Raw genomic sequence first — 26868 nt, 5'->3', positions numbered from 1 at the left:
GATATCGGCCTTCAAAACCACCGGCCCGGTCAGCCGGTGTGGATGCGCCATTCGGCGGCGTCCCGCTGCTGGCGCCAGAAATCGTCGAAACGCCCACCGGCGGTGAGCAATTCGTCGACCGTGCCGTCCTCGACGATGGTGCCCGCGTCGAGGAAGAGCACCCGGTCGGCATGACGGATACTGGCCAGCCGGTGGGCGACGATCACCCGGGTCCGCGGCTGCGGGTCGGCGGTCAGCGCGTCGACCACGGCGGCCTCGTTCTCGGTGTCCAGCGCGCTGGTGGCCTCGTCGACCAGCAGGATCGGCGCCGGTTTGAGCAGGGCGCGGGCGATGCTGACGCGTTGTCGCTCACCGCCGGACAATGCCGAACCGGCTTCGCCGACCACCGTCTCGGCGCCGGCCGGCAGCCTGGCGGTCAGTTCGTCCACCCGGGCCAGCGCGACGGCCCGGCTGAACTGGGCGTCGGTGGCGGCGGGGTCCCCGGCCGAGATGTTCTCGCGGATGGTGCCGTGGAACAGGTAGGGGTGCTGGAACACCACGCTGCTCGCCGCGCGACGAGCCTCGGCGTCGAGGGTCGCGACGTCGACGCCGTCGATCAGGACGCGGCCGCGGACGGGTTGATACAGCCCGGCGATCAGCGCCAGTACCGTGCTCTTCCCGGAGCCGGACGGCCCGACGATCGCGGTGGTGGTTCCCGGCCGCAGCGCAAAACTCACCCCGTCGAGTACCGGAGTGCTCGCGCCGTCGTAGCTGAACGCGACATCCTCGAACTCGATCAGCGGTGCGTCGTGGTGGCCGCGCCGGGTTTGCGGCCCGGCCGCGATCACCGGGGCGCTGAGCACCGCGCGGATGCGGTCGAGGGTTGCGCGGGTGCTCTCCAGCGCCGGCCCGAGTTCGCTGATCGACGTGAACGGTTCCAGGTAGCGGGCGATCACCACGATCAGCGCGATCGCCTCGGGAACACTCAGGTGGTGCGTGATGGTCAAAGCGGTTGTGGCACCGGCGAACAGGATCAGCGCGAGCTGACTGGCCAGGCTGAACAGCAGCTGGCCGGGGACCTGCATGGTGAGCAGGCGCATCATCGCGCCGTGTTGCGCGGACAGCGCATCGCCGACCATGCTCCGGGCCGGCTCGACGCGCCGGGCGGCGCGCAGTGCCTGCTGGGTGCGGGCGAATTCGATGATCCGCTCGGTCAGCGACGTATTGGCTTCGGCGGCAGCCTGATCCGCGCGACGGGCCAGACGCGCCGACGCCCACAACGCCCCCAGCAGCAGTGGCACACCGCCCATCGCCGCGGCCGCGAGCTGCCACGACACCGGCAACAGCGCCACCGCGATCGCGGCCGGCAGCAGCACCGCGGTGACCAACGGGGTGAGCAGGTTCACCGCGAGACCGACCAGCTCGGGCCCGGTCGCCGCGATGGCCTGCCGGGCGGTGGCGGTGTGTTCCGCACTGAACCATTCCAGCCGCACGTCCGGAAGCTGGTCCGCGACATCGTGCTGGGTGTGGTCGAGCACCGCGAAGCCCAGGTCGAAACCGATTCGCGCAGTGGCGGTGTCGATCGTCCACCCGGCGGCGGTCGCGGCGGTCAACCAGCCCAGCCAGACCAGGGCGTGCTGCGGAGTGCCGCTGAATAAGGCACCTACCAGCGGGACCAGCAGCACGGTGCCGACCGCCCGCACGACCACCGAGACCATGGCCAGCAGGGCGTAGACGATCACCTTGCCGCGACGCTCGGCCGGGACCAGGCTGATCCAGGTTCGGATCATCGGGTGGCCTCCTGCGTGCTGGTGGCGGTGACCGGGTCGCGCCGGCCGCTGTCCCACAGCCGCCGGTAGCGTCCGTCGGCGGCCAGCAGGTCGTCGTGGGTGCCCTGCTCGGCGATCCGGCCGTGGTCGAGCACGACGATCTGGTCGGCTCCGACGATGGTGTGCAGCCGGTGCGCGATCACCAGTACCGTGCGCTCTCGGGTCAGACGGTTGAGCGCTTGCTGCACAAGGTATTCCGATTCCGGGTCGGCGAACGCGGTGGCTTCGTCAAGGATCAGGACGCCGGTGTCGGCGAGGATCGCCCGGGCGATCGTCAACCGCTGCCGCTCACCACCGGACAGCCCGCTCGCGGCGCCGAGCACGGTGTCGTAGCCGTCGGGCAGTCGGATGATGCGATCGTGGATCTGCGCGTCCCGTGCCGCGGCCTCGACCTGCGCGCGGGTGGCGTCGGGCACGGCCAGCGCGATGTTGTCGGCGACGGTGCCGTGGACGAGCTGGGTTTCCTGCAGCACGAATCCGACCCGGCTGTACAGCTCGTCGGCGGTCAGTGTCCGAATATCCCGTCCGGCAACCGTTATCGCGCCCTGCTGCACGTCGTAGAAGCGGGCCAACAGTGCCGCCAGCGTCGACTTGCCGGATCCGCTCGGACCCACCAGCGCGGTGACCGTACCGGGCCGCAGCGTCAGCGACACGTCGTGAATGACCGGCACACCGGGCCGGTAGCCGAAGCTGACGTGATCGAACACCACCGTGCCCGACGCATCGGCGGGCGCGTCACGGGATTCGTCCTGCACCGAGAGCTCCGGCTCGTCCAGGGTGACCTGCAGACGGCGGGCGGCCAACAGTCCGGCGCGGATACCCCCGAGGCCGTAGGCGATGTTGAGCAGCCGGGCGCCGAACGTGGTGCCCAGCAACAAGAACGGCAACAGGTCGACCGGGTTCATTCCGTCGAAGACGACCAGCAGGGTGCCGGTGCCGACGATCAGCCACAGGAAGGTGGTGGGGCGAGTGACCAGGTCCATCGTGGTCTTCTTGCCGGCCAGTGGACGCTGCCAGTCGGTGAGGAAGCCGACGTACTCGTCCAGCCGGCGCCGGAAGCTGGAGGCGGCGGCTCCACCGAACACCCGAATCACCGGCTGGCCTTCCAGATACGCACCGGCCTCGCCGGTCATCCGCTCGGCCCAGCGTTGGGACTGCGGAATACGCGGCCCGGACTGGATCGTCATCGACGACGTCAGGATCAGGTAGAACAGCACCGGGATCAGCAGCACCAGCGCCACCCGCCAGTCGACGACGAACAGATAGACCAGCACCGCCAGCGGCGCGACCACCGCCGCCACGGCGTCCGGGATCGCGTGGGTGACCAGATAATGCAGTGACAGCGTGTCGTCGGCGACCAGTTGTTTGATCGAGCCGGAACCGCGAGCGGTGAACCAGCCCAACGGCAATCGGGACAGTTTGCTCAGCAACCGCGAGCGCAGATTGCTGGAGAACCGCGCGTCGACGACGTGCAGCCACAGCGTCAGCGCGGCGCCCAGCAGGGTGCCGATGCCGAGCAGCACGACGGCGGCGAAGCCGACCTCACGCAGTCGCGCGGAGTCGGCGCCGGCCGCCAGGAGCCGGGCCAACTCGACCAACAGCACAAACGGGGCCAGCTGCACCAGCGTGGTGATCGCCTGCAGCACACCCGAGGCGATCAGCGCCGTGCGCAGCGGGGCCAGCAACCGGCCCGCGGCCTGGGCCCGCCAGCTTCCTGACGCGACCGAGACGGTCGTCGGCTCCTGCTGCACGACAACCGTTTCCGGCTCACCGGTGACGGGGTCGCTGCTGAGTGCGACGGTCGCCACTTCGGCCGGTTCTTCACCGCGGCGAGTACCCATCGCGCGGCCCGCACTCCAGTAGGCCTGAGCGTGGATCACGGATTTGGGGAAACCGAAGTCGTCGCGGAGGCGGGTCCGGACGTGCTTGAGCGTGGTGGCCTCCGGTGTCGCCCAGGCGTACCAGTCCGACCAGTCCCGGTGTTCGATCGCGGCGGCGAGTGATTTCTCGTCGCCGCGGGCGACCCAGTGCAGCCGCAACCGCGGATGCTGCGCGACCGGAATCTGCCGGTCGTTGTCGACGTGCTGCTCGAGGTACACCTCGACCGGCACGTCGTCGGGAACGATCCCGATGATCCCGTTGATCCCGGGGATCGACGCGGCGTCACCGATCAACAGGTAGCCGGCCGGGTGCTCGTCGGGTGTGTCGAATCGCGAGGAGCCCATCAGCGACATCACCGCGATGGTCGCTCCGGGCTCGACCGTGCGGGCCCACCGTGACGCCGGGCCGGCCGGCTCGTGCAGCACGACGTCGACGGCGAAGCGGCCGGCGGCCGGGTCGGCCTCCGAGATCGTGTAGGCGCGCTGGAATTCGGTGGTCGACCCGTCGGGGTCGGGGAACCAGAACCTGAGCCACGCCGCCGGCTCGGCATCGGCATCCTGGAACACGGTGGGCGATTCCATCCGGATTCGGATGAAATGCGGTGCGATATGGACGGTTTCGAGAACTGTCGCGGTGTGGTCACGGGCGCCGAAGCCCCGCAGCATCGCCCCCTGTATGCCGCGCGCCATCAGCGATCCATCGCCTCGCGCAGGCTCCGGGGCCGCATGTCGGTCCAGTTCTCCTCGACATAGGCCAGGCATTCCGCACGTCCGGACGCTCCGAACACCTGGCGCCAACCGGCCGGGACGTCGGCGAACGTCGGCCACAGGCTGTGCTGGTCTTCGTCGTTGACGAGGACCACGAACGTGCCGTTGTCGTCATCGAAGGGGTTGGTGCTCATCATCTCTCCTGATCGAGGCTCTGCTGGCCGGGGCGCTGGTGGTCGGGGCAGGGGCGCTGGAACCCAGATCGGCGCCCAGCACCCGATCGGACAGCAGCCCCAGACAACTCAGATTGGGGAAACCGGGACCCTGATTGAGCCCGGCGAGGTTGGGCAGGAACAGCTTCGGCGCTACATCGCCGACGGCGAGGTCGTAACCGATGGATTCCTGGACTCGATCCCCGGTCAGCGGGCCGCCCAGGCCCAACTCCAGCAGATCGAGCGCATCCTGACTGAACAGCGAGGTGAACCACAACGCATCGGCACCCGAACCGTCGATGACGAGGTCGAATCCGTGGACGGTTTCCAGATTTTCGCTACCGCGATTGGTGGACAGCGTCAGACGGATCTGCTCGTCGCGGCCGACCGCGTGGGCCACCCGTCCGCGCAGGTGACGGATGCGGTCGTCCGCCAGCAGCGCGTCCTGCACGTTGGAGGAGAACACCCCCCGGTCGGTGCGGGCGATGGCGTCCCGGCGCTCGCTCACGGTCAGAGCCGTCCAGTCGCTGGGATCAGAGAACAGCGCGTTCTCGAAGAAGCTCTCCCCGCGGGTGAACAGCGTCACCTGAGGCGAGATCACGGTGATGGTCGAAACCCGGTGCCGGAAGAGCTCATTCAGCATCGCCGCCGCGGTCTCACCGCCACCGATCACCGCGACCCGCTCGGCATTGATCCGGTCGTGTTGACCGGCGCGGTGCCAGAACTGTGCGATCGACATCACCCGGGGGTTGCCGGGCAGCAGCGATCGTTCGGCCTGACCCGGTCCGGTGATCATCAAACCGTCTGCGTAAACACATGTTTCGTCGGTGTGCAGCGCCCACTGGTCACCGTCCACCGCGAGCCGGTCGACCTCGCCGTAGACCACGTTCATGTTGATCTCGTCAGCCACCCAGCGCAGATACTGGCTGAACCGCCGGTGGGTCGGCGCCGGCCGGCCACGGTCGATCCACTGCGCGAACTGGCTGGTCGCGATCAGGTATGACTGCCAACTGTGCCGGGTCATCCGCTCGTCGAGTTCGGCGTTGCGGCGCGGCACCAGCGACGACCGGTACGGGAACCCGACGTCCTTTTCCGGGCTGGTGCCCAGTCGTTGCGCGCCGTCGGTCCAGCCGCCGCTGGATTGCCAGTTGGCCCCGACCCCGGTCCGCTCGATCGCCACCACATCCGGCACGTCGACACCCATGTCGCGCAGCACCTTCGCCTTGGCGGCCACCGCCACCGCTTTCACGCCGGCGCCCAGCACCGCGAGCGTGGTCATGGCACCATCTCCTCGAGCGCCCGCGTCCAAAGGTTCTGCAAAGCGCGGATATCCGACTCGCTGAGGATATCGGGCAGCGCACGCCACTGGGTCACCAGCACCTGGTGGTCGCCGTGACCCAGCACGGTGGCAACCAGGCTCAGCTCGTAACGCACCGCCAAGTCGGGCTCCGGCAGCGGGGAAACACCGTTGAGCAGGCTACGGTCCAGCCACAACCCGGTGGTGCCGCCGACTTCGGCGCGACCCAGATAGTTCAGCAGCACCTGCGGTCCGGCGAAATTCGCCAGCCGGCCCGCGGTGTCGGCGCGCAGATAGCGGAGCAGTCCGAAGTCGATGCCGTCACCGGGTATCGCGTCCAGCAGTTCGCGTACCGCCCGGGGATCCTCGGTGTCGACCCGCATCGGATAGATAGCGCTCAGCAGGCCCACCGTCTCGGTGGTGTCGACCGCGTCGTCGAACAGGGCGTCGGCGCGGCCGTGGGTTTCCAGCGCGAGCAGTGGCGCAGGGGTGGGTTGACCGCGGTGTCGCCGCCAGCCGGTGACCATCCGTGACGCCGCGGCGATCAGCACGTCGAACATCGGCAGCCCGGATGTCAGCAGCCGCGCCGTGGTCTCCACGTCCAACATCGCCGTCTGCACCAGCAGTCCGGCGCCGCGATCGGCGTCCGGCCGCAGCCGCCGCCGACCGATCTCGGGATCGTCACCAGCAAGTTGCATCGCCCAATGCGATTCGCTGTCCAGCGATTCCGCCCGCGCGGTCACCGCGCTCACCCAGCGCCGGTAGCTGGTGTGCTCGCGGATCGGCGCCGGGGCTTTTCCGGCCATCAGTGCGTGCAGGGTGGCGTCGAGCTCACCGAGCACCACCTGCCACGACACCGGGTCCATGGCCAGCACGTGAGCGGCCAGCACCAGCACGCCCTGGCCGGTCGGTGGCCGTAGCCACACGGCGGCGACCAGTTTTCCGCGTTCGGGGTCGATGCCGTCGATCGCGCGTGCGGTCTCCGCGGCCACAGCGGCCGGTAAGTCATCGGAAACCGCTGTCTCAGTGAGACTTTCGCTGGATTGATCGACGTGTAACGTCATGGTCGAGCGATCGAGCCGGCCGCGCAGGACGTCGTGGCCCTCGACGATCAGGGCCAGTGCGGTCCTGAGGTGCTCGCCGGTGACACCGTCGGGCAGCCGAATCGCTTCGGCCTGCGCCAGCCGGCGCGGGTCACCGAATTCGTACAGCCAGTGCGCGTTGGCCAGCAGCGGAATCGGGCCCCGCTCGACTTCGGCCTGCGGCGCGGACTGGCCGGCCTCGGCGTCGATCGCGGCGGCGAGTTCGCGGACATTGCTGCATTCGAGGACCAGTCGGGCGCGCAATGCGATCCCGCGGCGGCGCGCAGACTGCACGACTGACAACGCCGCGATGCTGTCGAGCCCCAACTCCAAGAAGTCGGCGTTGGGATCGACGCGGCCGACATGCAGGGTCTCGGCCAGCACCTCGGTGAGCACGGACTCGGTCGCCGTGTCCGGACCGTTGCCGGCCGACTCGGCCCACGACGCCGAATCGATGGCCGCCAAGGCAGATTCGTCTAGTTTGCCGTTGGCCGTGAGGGGGATCTCGTCGACGACCAGGATGCGTTGCGGGACCATGTAGCGCGGCAGGCGGGCAACCAGCGCACGCCGCAACTCGTCGACCGACACGCCCTGGCCCGCGGCGTAGGCGGCCAACCACGGAACGCCGTTCCCCTCTCGCACCACGACGCAGGCATGCCGTACCCCGGGCTGCGATTCGAGAACGACGGCGATCTCGCCGGGTTCCACCCGGTGGCCGCGAATCTTCACCTGGGCGTCGGCACGGCCCACGTACTGCAGCGAGCCGTTCGGTTGGCGGCGCACCAGATCGCCGGTGCGGTACATCCGTTCGCCGGTGACGAACGGATCGGCAACGAAGCGCTGAACGGTCTCCGGGGCGCGCCCCAGGTAACCGCGGGCCAGTTGCGCGCCGCCGACATACAACTCCCCCGTGATGCCCTCGGGTACCGGGCGCAGTGCGGAGTCCAGCACGTAGCCGCGGGTGCCGCTGGTGGGCCGCCCGATCGACGGCTCGTCGTAGTCGTCGATGGCGGCCACCAGGGCTTCGACCGTGGTTTCGGTGGGCCCGTAACAATTGAAGGCCGCCATGCCGGTGTGGGCGCACTGGGCGCGGATGAATGACCAGGAGCTGCTGCCCAGTGCCTCGCCGCCCAGCGCGAGGACGGCCAGCGGAACCCGACTCAGCAAACCCGCAGACCTCAGTTGAGCAAACATCGACGGGGTGGTGTCGATCATGTCGACGGCGTGCTCGGCGATGGCCGCGACCAACGCCTCGGCGTCGGTCTGGGTGTGTTCGTCGACGACATGCACGACGTGGCCGTCGAGCAACGCAACCAACGGCTGCCAGGCCGCGTCGAACGCGAACGACCAGGCGTGCGCGACCCGCAGCGGGCGACCCAGCCGCACCGCTGCCGGACGCAGCACATGATCGATGTGGTCGTCGGCGTAGGCACCAACCGCTGCATGAGTTCCGATGACACCCTTGGGTTCTCCAGTGGTCCCCGACGTGAACACCACATAGGCGGCATGGGCGGGGTCGACCTGCACGGGCCGGAAATCCTCGGCATCGTCGACCGGAGTGAAACCGTCGTCGATCACGATGGCGGCCCCGCTTTGACGCAGAATCGAATCCACCCGTTCTGCGGGCATCGCCGGCTCCAGCGGCACGTATGTCGCGCCGGCCTTCAGTACCGCCAGGATGGCGATAACGTACTGCGGGCCGCGCGAAAGCTTGATCGCGACTGGGGTTTCCGCCCCTGCGCCGGCATTCGCCAAAGCGCGGGCCAATCGATTGGCGGCCTCGTCGAGCTCACGGTAGCTCAGGACACCGTCGGCCCAGCTGACGGCCGGGCTGTCCGGCATGCGAGCGGCGACCGCGGCGAAGCGGATGTGAATACCTTGCGCGGCAGTCGATTCCGACGATACCGCGCCCACCGGAATGGCTTCGTCGGCCAACAGGATGCTGACCTCGCGCAGCGGACGGTCCCAGCTCTGCAACAGTTGATCGGCGGTCGCCAGTAGTCGCCGGCCGAGTGTTGCCGCGGTGGTGTTCCCGATCGCACCCTCGATGACCTCGACCATCAGCACCAACCCGTCGTCGGCCATGTGCGCTGCGAGGACGATCGGAAAATGGGTCAGGCTTTCAACGGCCGCCGGTCGGAAGGTGACACCCGTGCCGGTCAGCTGGTCGCCCGTGGACAGGCCCCCGGTCGGAAAGTTCTCGTAGACCAGCAGCGTGTCGTACATCTCGCCGACTCCGCCGATCGCCCGCAGCTGTGCATGCCCGAGGTAGCTGTGCTCGCGCAGCAGTGCCGAATCACGTTGCACCGCAAGGCACTGCTGACCGACCTCGGCGAAAGGGTCGAGGCGCACCCGCAGCGGGACCGTGTTGATGAACAGCCCCACCATGGTCTCGACACCGGCCAGTTCCGCGGGCCGCCCGGACACGGTGACACCGAAGACCACGTCGTCGCGGTCGGTCAGCCGTGACACGATCGTCGCCCACGCCATCTGGAGCAGCGTGTTGAGCGTGATGCCGCGGGACCGGGCGCCGGTGACCAGTCGCTCGGTGGACTGCACGCCCAGCTTCACCTCGGTGCGCTGCGGCAGCCGCGTCGACATCCGGGCGGCATCCCCGCCGCCGAAAGCTGCGGCCAGCAGGGTCGGACCGGACAAGCCGGCGAGATGCTCCCGCCAGATCCGCTGACTGGCTTCCTGATCCCGACCGGCGAGCCAGCCGATGTAGTCGCGGTACGGGCGCGGGGCGATCGGCAGCGCATCCAGATCACCGCCGGCTCGATACAGCATCATCATCTCCGTGACGAACACCGGCAGCGACCAGCCGTCGATCACAATGTGGTGTGCGGTGATCACCAAACGCCAATGAGCATCGGGCAATTCGATCAGCAGAAAGCGAAGTGCCGGCAGTCGCTCGAGATCGAACGGACGACGGCGCTCGTCGAGTTCGATCTCCTCGATGTCCGCTTCGGTCGCGACGACGGACCGCCACGGCAGGTCGACCCGCGACGGCACGATCTGGACCGGCCGTGGGATGCTCCGGCTGAAAAAGCTGGCCCGCAGGTTCGGGTGCCGGATCAACATCTTGGCCGCGCAGTCGCGCAGCAACCCGACGTCGAGGGAGCCGAAGATGTCGGCGGCCATGCCGATCACGTACGGGTCGTCGACCGGCCGGCCATCGCTCGGGTCAGCCAGCTCGGAGAGCATGGTCAGCGAATACAGGCCCTCCTGAAGAGGACTGAGCGCCATCACGTCCTCGATGTCGGAGGGCGCCGCGTCGCGTTCTCCGGTCTCGGTCGACCCGGTTTCGGTGGCTGTCATGGCGTGCCGTCTCGCGACTTCGACCACAGCTGTGTCACCGCGGCCAGGTCGGTCTCCGACAGTCCGGATGCGGTCATCGGTTCGAACCGGGCCTCCCCCTGGTGCGCGTCGCCGGGAGAGCCGTCGTCTCCAGTCGCGCCGAGCGCATCCACCGCTGCGGCGAGCTGCTCGACCGTCGGATTCTCGAACACCATTCGCGGGTTGACGGCCAAACCGACCGCCCTTGCCCGCGCGGCCAATTGGACCGACAGAATGCTGTCGCCGCCGAGCGCGAAGAAGTCGTCGAACCGTCCGACCTGGGAGGTGGAGAGCAGCTCGGCGAACACCGCGGCCAACGCGTGCTCGGTGTCGGTGCGGGTCGGCTCGGTGACTCCGCTGGTGCTGACCGCCGGACGCGGCAGCCCCGGCCGATTCAGCTTGCCCGACTCCGTCTTCGGCATTGCGTCGAGCACGGTCAAGGACGACGGCATCATGTACCCGGGCAGCGTGGTGCCGATCGCGGCCCGCACCGCGGCGGCGAAGGCCGCCTTGTCCGCGTCGTCGGCCACGGGATGTTGCGGCACAACGTATCCGGCCAGGCTGGTGCCGTCGTGCACCTCCCACGTTCGGGCGGCGGCGGCGCCCACCCCGTCGGCGGCGGCCAGCGCGGCCTCGACTTCGGCGAGCTCCACGCGGAAACCGCGCACCTGCACCTGGTGATCCGCGCGACCGGCGAACTCCAACCGGCCGTCCTCGGTCCACCGGGCCAGATCACCGCTGCGGTACAACCGGCTGCCGGGATCGGCGGAAAACGGATCGGCGATGAATCGCGTCGAGGTCAGCGCCGACCTCTTCCAGTAGCCGCGGGCCAATTGATCGCCGCCGTAATACAATTCACCCACCACGCCGACCGGCACCGGCCGCAGGCCGTCGTCGAGCAGGTAGGCCTGTGCTCCGGCAACGGGTGAACCCACCAGTGGGCTCGGCAGACCGAGCCGGCCGCGAGACACGGCGCCGGCGGTCTCGGTTGAGCCGATGTTGTTCAACAACTCCGGGCCGTCGGCACCGGCGTCGGCGCAGACCGCCGACAATCGCTGCAGCAGCGACGTGCTCACCGGCTCGCCACCACACACCAGCCGGGCCAGCGATCGCACCGCCTCCGGGGAGCTGTCCACCAGCGCGGACACCAGACTGGGCACCGCGGTGATCTGGGCGACGGACTCGCGTGTCATCAACGCGCCGAGCGCTTCCGCGTCGCGATGCTCGACGTCGTCGGCCAGGATCATGGTGGCGCCCGCGGCCAGCCCGGCGAGCAGTTCCATCCCGCCCTCGAGGAAGGTCATCGAGGCCTGCGACAACCGGATGTCGTCGGCGCGCGGCGGGTAGTGGCGCAGCTGCCAGTCCAGCCGCGCCGCCATTGCACGCTGAGTCCCCAGGGCTCCTTTGGGTTTTCCGGTGGATCCGGACGTGAACACCAGATACATCGCGTCGTCGGGATGCGGTGGGCGCGGCGGGGCCGCCGTGCAGACCGGCCCTTCGACCGCGGCCCGCACGTCCGTGTCGTCGAGTAGCAGGATCGACGCTTCGGAGTCGGCCGGCATGGTGTCGAGCGCCTCGACGGTCGCGATCACGACGGGCGGTCGCACGTCGTCGAGCATGAACTGCTTGCGGGCCAACGGATAACCGGGATCGATCGGGAAATACGCCGCACCGGCTTTGACGATGGCCACCAGCGCCACCACCATGTCGATGCCGCGCCGCGTCGACAGCCCGACGAAGTCCCCGGGGTGCACCCCGCGCTCGGCGAGCAGCGCCGCCAAGTTATCTGAACGACGGTGCAGCGCAGCGTAATCCAGGTCTTGGCCGGCGCAACGCACCGCGACCCGCCCCGCCTCACCCGGCCTGCCGGCTGCGAGCAGCTCCGTGACGGTCCGCGGCCGGTCGGCGGGCGGTTGGTCGCCGCGACTCCACTGCGTCAGGATGCGCTGCTGCTCTTGCCCGTCGGCTAACACCACATCGCGCAGACCCTGGTCGATGTCGTCGGCGAACTCGGTGACCACGCGCGTCAGCCACCCGGCCAGCCGCTCGATGGTGTTCCGCCGGTAGAGCTCGGTGCGGAAGATCAGGTTGCCGTTGTAGCCGACATCGCCGGAACCGTCGGTGCCGAAGAAGTTGACGCTCAGGTCGGCGTGCGCCATGTCGAACACCGGGTCCAGCGACGTGCACACGGTGTCCTGCCCGCCGTCGGGCGCCGTCTCGATCACCCGGGTGGCCGGCAGGTGGTCGCGGACGTGGACGATGACCTGGAACAGCGGATTGCGGGACAGCGATCGCACCGGGCTGACGCTGTCGACCACCCGGTCGAACGGCAGGTCCTGGTGCGCGTAGGCGGCCAGCGCGGTCTCCCGCGCCCGGACAAGCACGTCGCGCAGGGTGGGGTTGCCACGTAAGTCGTTGCGCAGCACCAGGATATTGACGAAGAACCCGATCAGCTGATCGAGCTCGGCCTCGGTGCGCCCGGCGACCGGTGTGCCGAGCGGGATGTCGACGCCACTGCCTGCCTTGTGCAACACCACCGCGACGGCGGCTTGCAGCGCCATGAATTCCGTGACGCCCAACTCGCGGCACCGGTCGGCGAGCTTGGCGCGGGTGGCCGCGTCGATGCTGAACGTCACCGACTCGCCGTCGCCGCTGGGCAGCGGCGGGCGCGGGAAGTCGGGCCGCAGACCGCTGTCTTCCGGGAGGCCGGCCAGCTGGCTCGTCCAGTAGTCCCGCTGCTCGGCTGCGACCGCGGTCTCCTGACCGCCCGGCTCACCCAGGAAATCACGTTGCCAGGCAGCGTAATCGGCGTACTGAACACGCAGCGGCGCCCAGGACGGGGACTCGCCGTCGCGTCGGGCGCGGTAGGCACTCATCACGTCGGCGAAGAGCACCCCGGCCGACCAGTGGTCGGACGCGATGTGATGCACCACCAGCGACAGGACGTGCTCGCCGCCGTTGTCGAGTACGGCGACCCGGATCGGCCATTCCCGGTCCAGCTCGAAGCAGTGCCGGCGTTCGACTTCGAGCTGCTCTTGGAGCCACTGTTCGCCGCTGCCCGCGGCCCGGCGCACCGCCGGCTCGGCCACCGCGCCGACGACCTGGTACGGCACTCCGTCGTCGTCGACGTAGGTGGTGCGCAGGATGTCGTGACGCGCGACCACGTCGCCGACCGCGGCGATCAGCGCATCGATGTCCCACGGCCCGGTCAGTCGCGCGGCGAACGGAATGTTGTTCACCGGGCTCGGCCCGTCGACGCCGAAGGCGAACCAGCTCCGCAGTTGCGATGCCGACAGCGGTAGCGGTTCGTCATGGACCGTGGCCACCAGCTTGGGCCGCGTCTGCCCCCGAGCACCGGAACGCAGATCGTCGACCCGTTCGGCCAGCGCTCCGACGGTGCCCAACTCGAAGACGTCGCGGATACCGAGCTCGACACCGCATTCTGAGCGGATGGCGGTGACCAGCTTGGTGGCCACCAGGGAATGTCCACCCAGGTCGAAGAACGAATCGTCGACGCCGACCTTGTCGTGGCCGAGCAGTTCGGAGAACAGTGCGGCGACACGTCTTTCGGTGATGGTCGACGGGTCGCGGTATTGCGCCTTCGCCATGATCTCCGGCTCCGGCAGCGCGGTCCGGTCGATCTTTCCGTGCGCGGTGATCGGGATCTCGTCGATCACCACGTAGGCCGCCGGGGTCATGTATTCGGGCAGCGCCGCGGCCACCCGCGCGCGAATCCGCTCGAGGTCCACGGTGTCTCGTTCGCTGCCGTCGACCGGAGTCACATAGCCCACCAGGCTCTTGCCCAGTCCGGGCAGATCGCTGGCCAGTACGACGGCCTGGCCGACGCTGGGGTCGACCGAGATCGCCGCACCGACTTCGCCCAGCTCGATCCGGAATCCGCGGATCTTGACCTGCTCGTCGGCGCGACCGACGAATTCGATGTCGCCGTCGGCGTTGCGACGGGCCAAGTCGCCGGACCGGTAGAGCCGGGCACCGGGAATGAACGGGTCGGCGATGAAGCGTTCGGCGGTCAGACCGGGCCGGCGATGGTAGCCGCGTGCGACATGTGTTCCGCCGATGTAGATTTCACCGATCACGCCGACCGGTACCGGCTGCAGCGCATCGTCGAGCAGGTGGATCTGGGTGTTGATCTTCGGGCGTCCGATCGGTACCACGCGGGTGCCCTGCGCACCCTCCACCGGGTAGCTGGTGGCGTTGACGACCGTCTCGGTGGGGCCGTAGAAGTTGTAGAGCAAGGCGTCGAAGGTGGCGTGGAACTTGTCGGCGATCTCGCCGGGCAGCGGTTCGCCACCGATCGGCACCCGGCGCAGCGTGCGCCACTGGTTGACGCCCGGCAGTGACAGGAAGAGCCCGAGCAACGACGGCACGAAGTGCATCGAGGTGATGCCTTCGAGGCGCAGCAGTTCGGTCAGGTAGCCGATGTCGCGAAGACCATCCGGACGCGGAATGACCAGCCGCGCACCACAGATCAGCGTTCCGAAGATCTCGCCGATCGACACGTCAAAACTCGGCGAGGCGACCTGCAGCAGGCGGTCGGTTTCGTCGACCGAATACTCGTCGCCGAACCAGACGAAGTATTCGGCGATCGGTGCGTGCGGCACCGGGACACCCTTGGGCAGTCCGGTCGAGCCGGAGGTATAGATCAGGTACGCGGTGTTGGCCGGCCCCAGCGGCCGGATCAGCTCGCCCGGCTCGGTGGTGGGATAGTCCGCCAATCCGGTAACCGGTTCGCGCAGAACCAGTTTCGCTTGGGCATCGTCGAGGATGAAGGTCAGCCGGTCGTCCGGGTAGGTCGGGTCGACGGGTAGGTAGACTCCCCCGGCCTTGAGAACGCCCAGTGCTGTGATGACCAGTTCCGGCGACTTGTCCAGTAGCACCGCCACCCGGTCTTCGGTGCCGATGCCCTGCTCGATCAGCCAGTGCGCCAGCCGGTTTGCCTCGTCATCGATCTCGCGATAGCTGTACTGCCGCCCCTCGTAGACCACGGCGACGGGATCCGGGGTCAGGGCGGCCCGCCGTGCGACCATCTCCGGCAGCGTGCTGGCCGGGGTGCTGAAATCTTCACCGGACGAAACGGCGCGCAGCCACTCTTCGTCGGGCTCGCTCATCAGCCCGCACGCCGACAACGTGGTATCCGGTTGCGCCAGCGCATGATCCAACAGGACCCCGAAGTGACGCAGCAGCTGGTCGACCAGTGGACGGTCGAGTACCTCGACCAGGTATTCGGCTTCCACGACGGCGCCGTGTCCCGAGCCGTCGAGTTCGACCATCACGCTCAGTGGCAACTGGCTGAAATGGCCCCGCAGATCGGCGCGTTCACACCGGACACCGGGCGGGCTGAAGCCGCCACCGTCGGGCTCGCGTAACCCGAAGCTGACCCGCGTCATTCGCTCGGCCCCGTGCCGGCGGTCCGGGTTGGAGGCTCGCACCAGCCACTCCAGGTCGACCCGCGAATGCGCCAACGCGCCGACCGCGTTGTCTCTGGTCTGGCTGAGCAGTTCCCGGAACGTCTGGCGCGGCTCGGGACGCATCCGCATCACCAGGGTGTTGCCGAAGTAGCCGATCGCATTCTCGGTTCCGGCGCCACGGTTGAGCACCGGCGTCGCGACCAGGAAATCCGACGCGTGGGTGTAGCGATGGACCAGCGCACCGAACGCGGCCATCAACACCATGTAGGGCGTAGCCCCGACTTCCCGGGCGAGCGCCGCCACGCGCTCGACGGTGTCGGGCGAGAGCTGCACGGTGGCACGCTGGGCGCGCAACGTAGTGGGCACGACCGAACCAGATGCGCCCGGAAGTTCCAGCGGCTCAGGCAGATCCGTCATCAGCGAGCGCCAGTAAGCCAGGTCGTCCTCGCTGCTGCGCACCGCCTCTGCCGCGACTTGCAGCACGGGTGCCGTTGCGGCGAAGTCTTCCTCGGTGTACGCGCGCATCAGATCGGTGAAGAACGGTGCCCACGACCCGTCATCCCAGGCGATGTGATGGGCGGTGAACAGCAGCATCAGCTCGTCGGCGCCGACCCGCACGGCCTCGATCCGTAGCGGCGACTCCCGCGTCAGGTCGAACGACTGCCGAAACTGCCGTTGCGCAAGCACTTCCAGCCTGAGCTGGCGAGCCTGCTCCGCGAGACCGGACAGATCGTGCTCGGCCCAGCTCGGCCGCAGGTCGTCGCTGACCACCGGATGTGGATCGCCGTCGCTGTCGGTCTGATACGTCGTGCGCAGCACCGGGTGGCGCACCGCCACCGCGTCGACCGCGCTATGCAACCGAGCGAGGTCGACGTCGCCGGTCACGCGGTAGGACACACAGATGTTGAGCAGCGCACCGTCCGGGTCGACCGACTGCACGAACCACATCCGGCGCTGCCCATCGGACATCTCAGTGCGCTGTCCGCCGTCCTCGGCGACGTCTGCGGTGGCTTCCGGTCGCGTGAGCCCACGCTCGGCCATCTTGCGCCGCAACAACTCCAGACGCTGCGCGTCCAGTGTGTCCAGGTCGGTGGTGTCAGTCACGCGCGAGTTCCAACCTTCCCCGTGTCCTGGCCGTCGGGTGCGGCCGCGCCCAGGACGTCTATCAGTTCGTTGACGGTGATTCCGCCGAGCATCCGCGCGACCGGAGCCGAGTGGCCGATCGTCCGGCGCAGCCGGCGCCGCAGGTCGAGTGCCAGCAGAGAGTCCAACCCGAGGTCGATCAGCGACGCGGTCGCGTCGATCGACACCGAGTTGCCCAAATGCAGAGTGGCCGCAAGTTCGGCGCACACCACCTCGACCAGCGGCCGGGTGTCGTCGTCGCGGTGCTGCTCGGTGTTCTCGGCGTCCGCCGAAAGATGGAAACTCATCGGAATCCCCTGGCTTTCGAAAAATACCCGCAGCCGGTCGAAGTCGGCGTCGAAGATCAACGGGTCGTCGATGAACCGGCCGAGGCTCGCGGTCACCGCCGCCTCGGGACGCATCGCGGTGAGTCCCGATCGCTCGGTGCGCGCGATCTCGGCCGCCGCGACCACGCCGGCGTCCTGCCACAGACCCCAGCGAATCGCCGTGCAGTCCAATCCGGTGGAGCGCAGTTGCGCGGCCAGCACGTCGAGAATGCGGTTCGAGGCCGCGTAGGCGGCGTGGCCGTGGCCGCCCCAGACGCCGAACACCGACGAGCAGGCCAGGATTCGGCACTCCGGCTGTAGCGGCCATCCGTCGGCCATCGCGGCCAGGCCGGCGACCTTTGCGGCGCACACGGCGGCGACGTCAGCGCCGGTGAGTTCGGCTCGCCCGGCCGCCGAGGCGATTCCGGCGGTGTGAATCAGCAGCGATGCTCCGGCCCCCGCGTATTCAGCCGCGACGGCGGCGACCGCGGCAGGATCAGTGATGTCGCAGTGCGGGGCGTGTAGTTCGACGTGATGGCGACCGATCAGCTGGTCGACCACCTCGGGCTGTACCCCGTTGCGGCTCAACAGGACTACCCGGCGCGCACCACGCTCGATGCAGTACCGCGCGTAGCGCAGGCCGATGGCGCCGCTTCCGCCGGTGATCACCACGTTTTCCAGAGCCGCCGCATCGAGCTGTCGCGCCACGACCTGCTCGCGGTGCTCGCGCAGGGTTCGGGTGTAGCGGCGTGGCTCGGCGTCGTCACCGTGGGCGCGCAGCGCCATCACGCCGGCGTCGTGGAGCAGTACGTCGAGAGCGGCTTCGGCGATTTTTTCGTCGAGCTCCCCCGCCGGCAGATCGAGGCTCCCGAAAGTCTGGTCGCCGAATTCAAAACCAGCACTGCGGTGCATCGCCGCCAGCGCCGCCTGGGCGGGCCGGGTGGCGGCATCGCCGGGCGCGACCCGTTCGCCACCCGAGGTGAGTAGCCACACCGCGCGGCAACGTGCGCCGATGACCGCGTCGTAGTCCGGCAGGCCGACGTCGTCGCGTCCGGCGATCTGTGCGACGGCCTCTGTCACGTCCAACGCGTCGAGGGCGGGCGTCACCACCGCAACGATTTCGGCCTCGTGTGGTGGCACCACGTCGTAACCGCGGTGCGCTGCTGCGGCGGCGGTCAACAGCTGCGCCACAGCGGTGTCGCCGACGATCGCGATGCCGCACCGTGTCGCGGCGGCCGGCGTCGGCACATCGACCTGCTGCCAATCCTCGACGGCAACGGTCAGGGGTTCAGTGTTCTCGGCGACCCTAGTGGTCACCGGATCCGGTGCGGCCCAGAGGTGTACCGACCGCATCGGCGCGTTCGGGAACCCGCGCAGCGGTGGCACCACCGCGGTGGGAAAGGCGTCGGCCCACGGGTAGTGCGGGTCGGCGACAGCAGCCGCGGCGATGTTGGCCGACAATACCTCGACGATCGACTGGTCGCGGTGTCCCGATCCGAGGATCAGCGCCGAGTCGTCGCCAACCAGGTCGTTGAGCGGGTACAGCAGCGACGGATGCGCGGACATCTCGACGAACGCGTCGGCGCCGCACTTCTGGGCGGCGATTACGGCGCGATCGAATCGAACCGTGCTGCAAAGACTTTCGTACCAGTACTGGGAGAAGTCGACATCGCTGCCGAGTTCGGCGCCGACGGCCGAGCCGATGAAGGCCATCGGTCCGTCGCGGAAAGCCGATCGTGGCTGCAGCGAGGCCAATTCGGAGCCCAACGGCCGCAGCGCGCTGGTATGGCCCGGGTAGTCGACGACGAGCTTCTGGGCGAACACACCCCGCGTCTGGGCCAGCTCGGTCACCGCGACCACCGCGTCGTGGTCACCCGACACCACGGTCGCCGACGGGCCGTTGACCGCGGAGATCTCCAGCCAACCCGATGTTTCGTCGATCATGGTCTGGGCCTCGTCGACACCGAGGCCGAGCACCACCATGGCGTAGTGCCCGTTCAGTCGTCCGACCACGGTGGCTCGCGCACCGACCAGGGTGACGGCGTCGCTCAACGAGATCTTCTCGGCCACATAGGCGGCCGCCACCTCGCCAAGGCTGTGCCCGACGGTGATCGCCGGTAGCAAGCCGCAGAATCGCCATTGCGCGGCCAGCCCGACCGCGTGCGTGAACTGCGCGCCCTGAATCTCGACCCGCGTCCAGTCCTGGCCGTGATCGCCCTGGAGATACGGCAGCGGTGACGGGAACCCGGCCGCGACGAATGCCGCCGCGCAGCGGTCGGCCTCGGCGCGATAGGCCGCGAGTTGCCGGTAGGCGTCGGCACCCATCGACTGCCATTGGTTGCCCTGGCCCGGGAAGACGAACGCCACCGACGGCGTCACGCTTTTCGACGATCGTGCGATCAGGGGGTGCTGTTCGTCGTGGGCCAGCGCGGAGAGCGCCGCCACCAGTTCGCCCCGGCCCGCGGCCCGAATCACGGCGCGGTGCCGCCGGATGCGGCGCAGTCGCAGCACGGTGGACGCGACCTCGACGGTCGGATCACGATGGTCGCCGAGCCGGTCGAGACGATCGAGAATCGCCCACGCGTCCTGGCCGATCAACTGTTCGTGGTGCGCCGAGAGCAACACCGGAACGCGGCCGTCGGGCAAGGGTTGGGCAATCATCACGCGACCTCGGGAAGCGAGACGATGACGTGGGCGTTGGTGCCGGCTATGCCGAAGGCCGAGGTGGCCGCCACCCGGTGACCGTCGACCGCAGGCCAAGGCGACAATGTGGTTGCCAGCCGCAAACCTTGTTTTTCCCAATCGATTTCGGGACTCGCCTCGGCGACGTGCAGGGTGGCCGGTATCGCGCCGTGTTCGGCCGAGACCAAGATCTTGGCCAGCCCGAGTGCGCCGCTGGCTGCCAGGGCATGACCCAGGTTGGACTTCACCGACCCCAGCAGTGCCCCGCTCTCGGGCTCGGTGTCGCCGTAGGTCTGCGCCAGCGACTGCAGTTCGGTGCGGTCGCCGAGCCGGGTGCCGGTGCCGTGCCCCTCGATCATGCCGACCTCGTCGGGACGGATCCCGGCCTCGGCGATCGCACGGCGGAACAAACTGACCTGAGCGGTGCCGCTGGGAGCGCTGAGGCCCGCGCTCCGGCCATCGTGGTTGATGGCGCTACCGAGAATCTCCGCGAGGATCTGCCGGCCGTCGCGAAGCGCCGCCGACTTTCGCTGCAGCACAAAGACCGCCGCTCCTTCGGCCCAGACCGTCCCGCTGGCCTGCGCGCTGTAGGCCCGGCAGTGGCCGTCATCCGACAGCGCGTGTTGCTTGGAGAATTCGACGAAAAAGCCGGGCGATCCGAGCACGTTGACACCGCCGGCCAGGGCCAGGTCGCAGTCGCCGTTCTGCACCGCGCGCACCGCCGCATGAAACGCCACCAGCGCCGAGGCGCACGACGAGTCGATCGTGACCGCCGGACCCGTCGATCCCAGCGTGTAGGCGATTCGTCCGGATATCACGCTCAGCGCGGTGCCCGCGAGCAAATGGCCGCTGTATTCCGAGAATTCGGCCATCTGTGGCCCGTATCCGGTCGCGGATGCGCCGAGGTAGCAGCCCATCTCATGGCCGGCCATGTCGTCGGGATTGATGCCGCTGTTCTCCAGAGCCCGCCAGGACACCCGCAGCGCGACTCGCTGTTGGGGATCCATCGCGACAGCCTCGCGAGGTGAGATGCCGAAGAACTCCGGATCGAACATCGTTGCATTACTGAGGAATCCACCGCGATCGTGGATCTCCTTGAATCCGCTGCGCCGAGAGCCGGCGAACAGTTCGCGAACCGACCAGCCGCGGTCGACGGGGAACGGCGTCAACGCCTCGCGGCCCTTGGACAGCAGTTCCCAGAACCCGTCGGCGGTGTCGATTCCACCGGGCGCTTCCAGCGCCATCCCGACCACGACAACCGGGTCGATCGCACGCTCGCGGTCAGCCATCGGCATTCACTCGCGCAGCGATGTCGTCGAGGTGGTCGTCGAGGTAGAAATGCCCGCCGTCGTACCAGTCGAGGTCGAAGGCGCCGGTTGTATGACGTTGCCAGAGTTCGAGTTCGGCGGCGTCGACGCGAAGGTCGTCGTGCGCTCCGAGCGCGGAGATGTCGGCGGCGATTCGGACGTCGGTGCCGCAGGAGTAGCGGTTGATCGCCGCGTAGTCCGCTCGCATCGCCGCGATCAGCAGCTCGGCGAACTCAAGGTCGGCGAGCAATTCCGCGTCGGTCCCACCGAGGTCGGTCATGTCGACCAGCAGGTCGTCGTGACTGGTCGGCAGTTCGGGCTTGGCTTCGACGGCGCACGGCGCCGGAGCAGCCGAGGCCCACAGCTTGTGCACCGCGGCGCCGCGGGATTCGGCGATCCTGGCGAATTCGAAGGCGACGACGGCGCCCATGCTGTGACCGAACAGCCGCAGCGGTGCCACCTGACGCCACGGGCCGGACACGAAGAGACTGCGGGCCAGCTCCTGCACCGTTTCGGCAGCAGGCGCGCTGAGGCGTTCGGCGCGTTGCGGATATTGGACGATGTAGGTGTCACCGCCGCCGGCCGCCAATGCCGCGGCCAGCTTGCGGTAACCCGTCGCCGCGCCGCCCGCGTGCGGGAACACCACGGTGGCGCCCCGCCCCGCCGCGTTCCGTCCGGGCACCCGCTTGATCCAGGACGGGAAGTCTTTCTTCTGAACCGAGGTCAGGTTGTCGAAGATCATTGCGCTGCTTCGCTTCCGGCGATGGCCGCCACCACGTGGCCGGCGTCCATGCCGACGACTTCCAGGTAGAGTTCGGCGACCTGCTCGAGCCGCCCCGGGTCGGATTCGCGTCGGACCAGCAGAGCGGCCAGCGCGGAAACGGTTCGGGTGGCGAAGATGTCGGCGACGATGATGTCCGGGGTGTCCAGCCACGCCCGGATCCGCGCGACGCTCTGGGTGGCCAGTACCGAGTCACCGCCGAGGGCGAAGAAGTCGTCGTCCACAGCCACCGCGTCGGTGCTGAGCACATCGCCGAATATCGCCGCAACCGCGGATTCCACCGGCGTCGAGGGCGCTCGGCGGTCGGGCGCCGCGGAGTCTGCCACGGCTGCCGCCAGCTGAGCGGCGACGACGCGACGGTCGATCTTCCCGCCGAGGGTGTAGGGAATGCGCTCGACGAACGTCAGATGCTGCGGAATCATGTGTGCGGGAACGAGGTCGGCCACCGCCGCGCGAATCGTGTCCGGCGTGAGCGCCGCATCGTCGGCATGGATTGCGGCGGTCAGCACCTCGGCGCCGCCCGCGCTGGTCAGCAGTGCGGCCACCGCTGTCGCGACGCCCGGAATCTGGCGCAGGGCCGCTTCCACTTCACCGATCTCGACACGATAGCCGCTGATCTTGATGCGGTGGTCGGTCCGCCCGACGAACTCCAAGACGCCGTCCGGCCAGTATCGAGCCAGATCGCCGGTGCGGTACCAGGTCCGGCCGTCGTGCTCGACGAAACGCTCGGCGGTGAGATCCGGGCGCCCCCGGTATCCCTGCGCGATGCCGCGGCCCGAAATCCACAGCTCGCCGGCCACCCAGTCGGGGCAGTCGCCACCTCGTTCGTTCACCACCCGGCAGACGTTGTTGGCCAGCGGTGTACCGAACGGCAGCGCCGTCAGCTCCGGCGACAGTTGATCAAGCTCACCGACCTCGAAAATGGTGTTGTGCGTGGCGGTTTCAGTCGCACCGCCCAGGCCGGCGAACCGAAGCCCGGGCGCATCCGCGCGCAGCCGACGGACGACCTCGGGTCGAACCCAATCGCCGCCGGTCGGCACCACCCGCACCGACGACAGACGTCCCGCACCGACCTCGGTCAGCATCTCCAGCCAGCCGGGCATGAAGTGCAGCACGCTCACCTGGTGGGCCTCGATGAGGTCGGCCCACGCGTCGGGATCGCGTCGCTGCGCTTCGTCCACCACGACGATCGAGCCACCGGTCCGCAACGTGACGAAGATGTCCATCACCGAGATGTCGCCTTCGAGCGTCGACAGCGCCAGGCAGCGATCCGCGGGCCCGATCTCGAAATGCTGCCCGATGAATTCGACGGTGTTCATCGAGGCGTCGTGGGTGACCTCGACGCCTTTGGGCTCGCCGGTCGAACCCGACGTGAACAGCACGTAGGCAAGCGCGGCGGGATCGACCGGCGCGAGCGTGAATTCCGGGTCGGCTGTCGCCCCGCCCAGGATGTCGGCGATGGTCAGCTCCGGAACCGGCAGCGAGAGTGGGCGGCCACCGCACACCAGGGCCAGCTTGACCTCACCCGCCGCCAGAATGCGTTCCGCACGGTCACGGGGCTGGTCGACACTGATCGGCAGGTAGACGCCACCAGCGGCGAGGATTGCCAACAGGGCGGGGACTTGTTCGGCGGTCTTGGGGCCGACGACGGCTACCGTGTCACCGGTGCCGATTCCGTTGTCGCGCAACGCCGTAGCCAACACCAGTGCTTGACGCCGCAGCTGGCTGTAGGTCAGGTCGCCGGAGCCGGAGAGGACGGCGGGTGCGTCCGGCTGGCTTTCGGCGCGTCGAAAGAAGCCGTCGTGCAACGCCTCTCCGCTGGGGGTGGCGACGCGGCCGTTGACCACGTCACGCACCGCGCGCTGGTCCGCGGACAGTGCCGGCGGGTCCTGCTGCGTCCACGCGTCGCTGGAACCGGCCATCCGCCGCAGCTCGTCGATGTGATGAGCGAACATCGCGTCGATCACGCCCGCCGGGAAGACGTCTTCGCGCACATCCCAATTCACCATGACACCGCCGTCGAACTCGGTGACCTGAGCGTCCAGCGACACCTGCGGCCCCTGCGAGATGATCCAACTGGGCGTACCGAATGCGTCGGTGACGTCGCCGGCGAACAACTCGCCGAGTCCCAGCGCACTGGTGAACACGACCGGGGCGAGCACCGGGGTCCCGCGGTGGCGGGCCAGGTCCCGAAGCACCGACAGGCCCGGGTAATTGGCGTGCGCGGCGGCCGTCCGCATGGCGTCCTGCACAGCATGGGCCCGCGACGCCGCGTCGGTGGTGCCGGTCAGGTCGACATCGAGCAGTAGCGACGACGTGAAATCTCCGACCAGCAGGTCGACGTCGGGGTGCAGCGCCTCACGCCCGAACAGCGGGACATTCAACAAGAATCGCGACGTGGTCGACCAGCACGCCAGGGTGTGCGAGAAGGCCGCGGCGAACATCATCGCGGGAGTCACCCCGCGCGAGCGGGCGTGTTCGAAAAGTTGGTCGCGCGTCTCCGGGTCGAGCCACTGCCAGCGCCGGGTACTGTTTCGCGACAACAGTTTTCGGTTCGTGGACGGCAGTGCGGGCGGGTCCGGGAACTCCGGGACTCGTTGCGACCACCAGTCCCGATCGGCGTCGTGGGCCGGCCGTGGCTGCGCTTCGCGCCGCACGATCTCGTGGCGGTACTCCTGGTAGCTGAAGCCCAACTCCGGAAGCCGGCGACCCTGGTACAGCGTGGCCAGGTCGGTCATCAGGGTGCGGTAACTCATCGCGTCGGCAGCCTGCATGTCCAAGTCGACATGCAGCCGAGAGCGCTCGCCCGGCAGCAACGACAGCGTCAGCTCGAACACCTGTCCGTCGAGCTGCTGGTGCGATTTGGCCTCCCGGATGCCACGCAGCCGCTCGGCGGCGTCGTCGTCGCTGAGGCCACCGAAATCGTGAACGGTGACCGGAAACGCGACGGGCGGCTCGATTCGTTGCGTTCCATCGGACAGGAACCGAACCCGCAGCATCGGATGCCGCGCCGCCAACGCGGTCGCAGCCCGACGCAACCGCTCGGGATCGACGGCCCCACCGTCGAATTCGACGTAGAGGTGGCCGGCCACCCCGCCGAGCGGCTGACTGTCGTGGCGTCCCACCCACATGGCGTGCTGCATGGGCGCCAGCGGAAATGCGCCGTCGGACGTGACCGCCGGCGGCGTCGGCGGCGCCTTCGAGTCAATTGCGTCCGCGCCGTCACCGACGAGCAGAGACCACGCCTCGATGGTCGGGTCGGCGGACAGCGCGGCGAAATCCACATCGATACCGCGACGGCGCCATTTACCCGCCAGCGACATCATCCGGATGGAATCCAGCCCCTGGCTGATCAGGTTGCCACCGGGGTCAACGGAATCGGCGCTGACGCCGAGCAATTCGGCTACTTCAGCGCGCACGTCACCTGGGCGACCTGCAACGGAAGCCTCGACCCCGCCAGTCATTACTCAACCCTCCTACTGGTTAGTTGAGGCTAGCCTAAATTGCTAAAAACTTTAGTAGTCGGGGTACCTAGGACGCTACCGCCCTCAGGTTGCACCAAGGATCCCGCCGTCCCATGGACTGCCGGCACCGCGACGCGGTGCGTCTTCGTACCCAGTGCCCTACTCCAGAGCAGCGTCTATGTGACAAAAATGTGAGTTGATTAGGCGTTTAACAATTAGGTTAGGTTTACCTATTGTGTCTCAGCTAAATCCTAGGTAGCGTCCCGTTCCGCCTGCTCAGGGCGAAAAATTCACTTATGTCGATCTAAGGAGATGCCGTGCGTCCAGCTGTCTCGTCCCCCTCCACCACGGCTCGGCGGAGCCGGCTCGTGATCGCCGGCCTGGCAGTGGCCGGCGCGGGAGTGTTCGCAATGAACGCGACTCCCGTCACGGGGCCGCTGCCCGCGCACCGGGACGTGAAGCTGGTCTCCGGTGAGGTGGACTGGACGACATTTCTGGCCAACGTGAGCGACAACCTCGGGACGCTGAACACCGAAGGCGCCGCCTCGAGCGCGGCGCTCTCCGAAGCGCTCGGCAACGTGTCAGACCACTTCGGCACCCAGATCGGCACGGCACTGACGGGCTTCGAGACGGGCATCAACAACGCCCTGTTCGGAGGCTGGTACGGCGGCGACGACGGTTACGTCTTCGGGCTGTTCGGCGGAGAGCCCGTCCTCGGCGGCCCCGATGCCGTCGCCCCCACCGGCAGCCTGCTTGCGACGCTCGCCGGCGATCTGCAGGACGGCAAACTGCAGCTGCTGTACAGCGACTTCAACGCCTACTCATTGGAATTGCTGGACCACACGCTGAAGCCGCTGCTGGCGCCGCTGCTCGACGAGACCACCAAGGGCGTCACAACGTTCTCGATACCGGTCGAACTGTCGCAGATTCAGACGAATCTGCTCGAATCCTTCGGCAGCTACATCGAGCTCAAGGGGTTTGCCGAGACCGTGCTGTCCCCGGAGATCAGTGGCTTCTTCGCGCTCAGCGGCGACTTGCAGAACATCGGCACCGAACTCGCCAATCCCGACACCGCCACCCTGGGGCTGTCCGACCTGAACAACCTCGGCTCCGACGTGCTCAACGCCATCGTCAACGGCTATGACGCCGGCACGAACCCGTTCAACGGAGCGGCCGAGCTGTTCCCGGGTCTGCTCAACGCGGGCAGCTTCCTCGACGAGCTGTACACGACCTGGACCACACAGTTCATCGACGCGTTCGGCACGCTGGCAACGGAATCGGTGACGACCGGGACCGCCGAGGCCGTGACCGCGACACTGCCCGACCTGTTCGGGGGGTTGTTCTAGCCTCTAGGCGAGAATGCGCCGGGGCGGGACGGGCGTGCGTCGCCCATCCCGCCCTTTGCGTTTCGGACCACCGAATCGGAGGCAAGCG

General features: G+C 68.4%; 11 protein-coding genes. 1 reads left to right on the top strand and 10 read right to left on the bottom strand.

Annotation, left to right across the window (positions count from 1 at the left end; translation table 11 throughout):
- Positions 1 to 29 precede the first annotated feature (29 nt).
- Genes CYU59_RS13375 through CYU59_RS13330 form a run of 10 tightly spaced genes read right to left on the bottom strand, consistent with a single transcriptional unit; the run spans position 30 to position 25434 of the window.
- Positions 30 to 1769 (bottom strand): ABC transporter ATP-binding protein, encoded by a 1740-nt coding sequence (locus tag CYU59_RS13375; protein WP_292990153.1) that lies wholly within the window; start codon positions 1767 to 1769, stop codon positions 30 to 32.
- Positions 1766 to 4378, bottom strand: a complete 2613-nt coding sequence (locus tag CYU59_RS13370) for an ABC transporter ATP-binding protein/permease (protein WP_292990150.1) — start codon at positions 4376 to 4378, stop codon at positions 1766 to 1768. The genes CYU59_RS13375 and CYU59_RS13370 overlap by 4 nt, the downstream gene beginning before the upstream one ends.
- Positions 4378 to 4590, bottom strand: a complete 213-nt coding sequence (locus CYU59_RS13365; RefSeq protein ID WP_292990147.1) for an MbtH family protein — start codon at positions 4588 to 4590, stop codon at positions 4378 to 4380. The genes CYU59_RS13370 and CYU59_RS13365 overlap by 1 nt, the downstream gene beginning before the upstream one ends.
- Positions 4568 to 5887 carry an NADPH-dependent L-lysine N(6)-monooxygenase MbtG gene (gene mbtG / locus CYU59_RS13360; protein ID WP_292990145.1) on the bottom strand — a complete coding sequence of 440 codons (1320 nt, stop codon included), beginning with the start codon at positions 5885 to 5887 and terminating at the stop codon, positions 4568 to 4570. The genes CYU59_RS13365 and mbtG overlap by 23 nt, the downstream gene beginning before the upstream one ends.
- The gene (locus CYU59_RS13355) at positions 5884 to 10305 is read right to left on the bottom strand and encodes an amino acid adenylation domain-containing protein (protein WP_292990143.1); all 4422 of its coding nucleotides are present in this window, start codon (positions 10303 to 10305) and stop codon (positions 5884 to 5886) included. Before CYU59_RS13355 ends, mbtG begins: the two co-directional genes overlap by 4 nt.
- Positions 10302 to 16856: a non-ribosomal peptide synthetase gene (locus CYU59_RS13350; protein ID WP_292990141.1), complete on the bottom strand. Its 6555-nt coding sequence runs from the start codon at positions 16854 to 16856 to the stop codon at positions 10302 to 10304. The genes CYU59_RS13355 and CYU59_RS13350 overlap by 4 nt, the downstream gene beginning before the upstream one ends.
- Positions 16853 to 19861, bottom strand: a complete 3009-nt coding sequence (gene mbtD / locus CYU59_RS13345; protein WP_292990139.1) for a mycobactin polyketide synthase MbtD — start codon at positions 19859 to 19861, stop codon at positions 16853 to 16855. The genes CYU59_RS13350 and mbtD overlap by 4 nt, the downstream gene beginning before the upstream one ends.
- Positions 19861 to 21171 (bottom strand): polyketide synthase, encoded by a 1311-nt coding sequence (locus tag CYU59_RS13340; protein WP_292990137.1) that lies wholly within the window; start codon positions 21169 to 21171, stop codon positions 19861 to 19863. Before CYU59_RS13340 ends, mbtD begins: the two co-directional genes overlap by 1 nt.
- On the bottom strand, positions 21164 to 21931 hold the full coding sequence (locus CYU59_RS13335) for a thioesterase domain-containing protein (protein WP_292990135.1): 768 nt from the start codon (positions 21929 to 21931) through the stop codon (positions 21164 to 21166). Before CYU59_RS13335 ends, CYU59_RS13340 begins: the two co-directional genes overlap by 8 nt.
- Positions 21928 to 25434, bottom strand: a complete 3507-nt coding sequence (locus CYU59_RS13330; RefSeq protein ID WP_292990134.1) for an amino acid adenylation domain-containing protein — start codon at positions 25432 to 25434, stop codon at positions 21928 to 21930. The genes CYU59_RS13335 and CYU59_RS13330 overlap by 4 nt, the downstream gene beginning before the upstream one ends.
- Positions 25435 to 25751: 317 nt before the next feature.
- On the opposite strand from CYU59_RS13330, the gene CYU59_RS13325 reads away from it, so the two are divergent.
- Entirely contained in the window at positions 25752 to 26780 is a 1029-nt protein-coding gene (locus tag CYU59_RS13325; protein WP_292990132.1) for a hypothetical protein, read from the top strand.
- The last annotated feature ends 88 nt before the right edge of the window (positions 26781 to 26868 follow it).

This window comes from Mycobacterium sp. (genome assembly GCF_002863225.1).
Lineage (GTDB): Bacteria > Actinomycetota > Actinomycetes > Mycobacteriales > Mycobacteriaceae > Mycobacterium.
This window is presented reverse-complemented; position numbering and strand designations above follow the sequence as displayed.